This is a genomic window from Clostridium sp., from assembly GCF_036569345.1.
Taxonomy (GTDB): domain Bacteria; phylum Bacillota; class Clostridia; order Clostridiales; family Clostridiaceae; genus Clostridium_AD.
On the sequence record NZ_DATCQT010000099.1, the window covers coordinates 1 to 1,511 of the forward strand.

1 protein-coding gene is annotated in these 1,511 nt (G+C 28.5%); it reads left to right on the plus strand.

The window, feature by feature from the left end:
- On the plus strand, positions 1-1,415 hold a 1,415-nt coding region (locus VIM70_RS09875; RefSeq protein WP_331945588.1), incomplete at its 5' end, for an ATP-binding protein.
- Positions 1,416-1,511 lie beyond the last annotated feature (96 nt).

The window sequence follows — 1,511 nt, forward strand, 5'->3', positions numbered from 1 at the left end:
CTATTTTTTTAAATGAGACTGAATACGAATGGAAAGCCCTTTTTACAAGTCATTCAAAAATAAAAGAATTTCCAAATAAAAGAGTGGGTAAGGAAATTGGGTCAAAAACTTTAGCAGCAGGATATCCTTTTCATTTCACGAAGCTTGATGATCCGAATGGTACTTACCTGGGTGGCACTTCAACTGGTGGTAGTTTGATTTTTGATATATTTCATAAAGATAAGTACAGGAAATATTATAATGCACTTATATTCGGAACAATGGGTTCAGGGAAATCAACGCTTTTAAAAAAATTAACCCTGGACAATTCTTGTAGAGAAAATATCATAAGAGGAATAGATGTGACGGGGGAATTTACACCATTAGTAAAAGAATTAGGCGGAAAAATGATAGCATTGGATGGTACAAACGGAATCATTAATCTTTTGCAGATTCTAAGAACGTCAGATAAAGAAGGCATTTCCTTTATGCAACATTTATCTAAGTTAACTACATTTTATAAATTCATTGCGCCACAAGCTAATGATGAAACGAGTAAAGAATTTGAATTACTTGTGAGAAAACTCTATATTGATTTTGGTATTTACAAGGAAAATATAGATGTAGAACAACAAAATCTTACTCGATTGGAAGAAAGTCAATATCCTATTTTCAGTGATCTTTTAAATTTAGTTAAAGACGAATTGTACGAAGATGCTAAAAATAATATTATAAAAAAAGAATTATCTGGTACTAGATTGAAAAGATTGGAGAGTATAGAGCTAACTTTAAAGAGTATGGTTAATAACTATGGATATCTTTTTAATGGGTATACAACGATAGAAAATATTGTTGATGAACAAATTGTATTTTTTAGTATTAGAAATTTAACTTCAATGAAAAAAGAAATTTTCAACGCGCAAATGTTTAATGTATTAAATTTATTATGGGATAATATGCTTCAAAATGGGATGAAATACAAGAAACTATTCGATACAAAATCAATTGATTGGGAAGATATTGTTAGGTATTTAATAGTAATTGATGAAGCTCACAGAATAATAAATCCTGAGAATTTATTAGCAGTTAAGTTTTTAATTGAGTTTGAAAGAGAAGCAAGAAAATATTTTGGTGGTCTTGTATTTGTATCTCAATCTATAAGAGATTTTATACCAGAAGGGACAAGTACAGAGGGAGTTAATGAAATAAAGACATTGTTTGAATTAACTCAATATAAATTTATTATGCAACAAGATAACAATGCGCTTAAAACTTTACGTACAGTTTTTGATGGAAGTTTAAGTGAAAGTGAATTTAAAAAAATACCACTTTTATCCCAAGGTGAATGTATTTTATCAATAAATAGTGTCGGTAATATAGCTTTTCATGTCGAAGCAAGTGAAAAAGAATTGGATATGTTCCAAGGTGGTGCTTAAAAAGTGCTTAAAAAAATAATAAAAAAATCAATAAGAAAATTATTAATAAAAGTAATGGTAGCTATATTGCCATTACTTTTATTAATTGTAATTGTT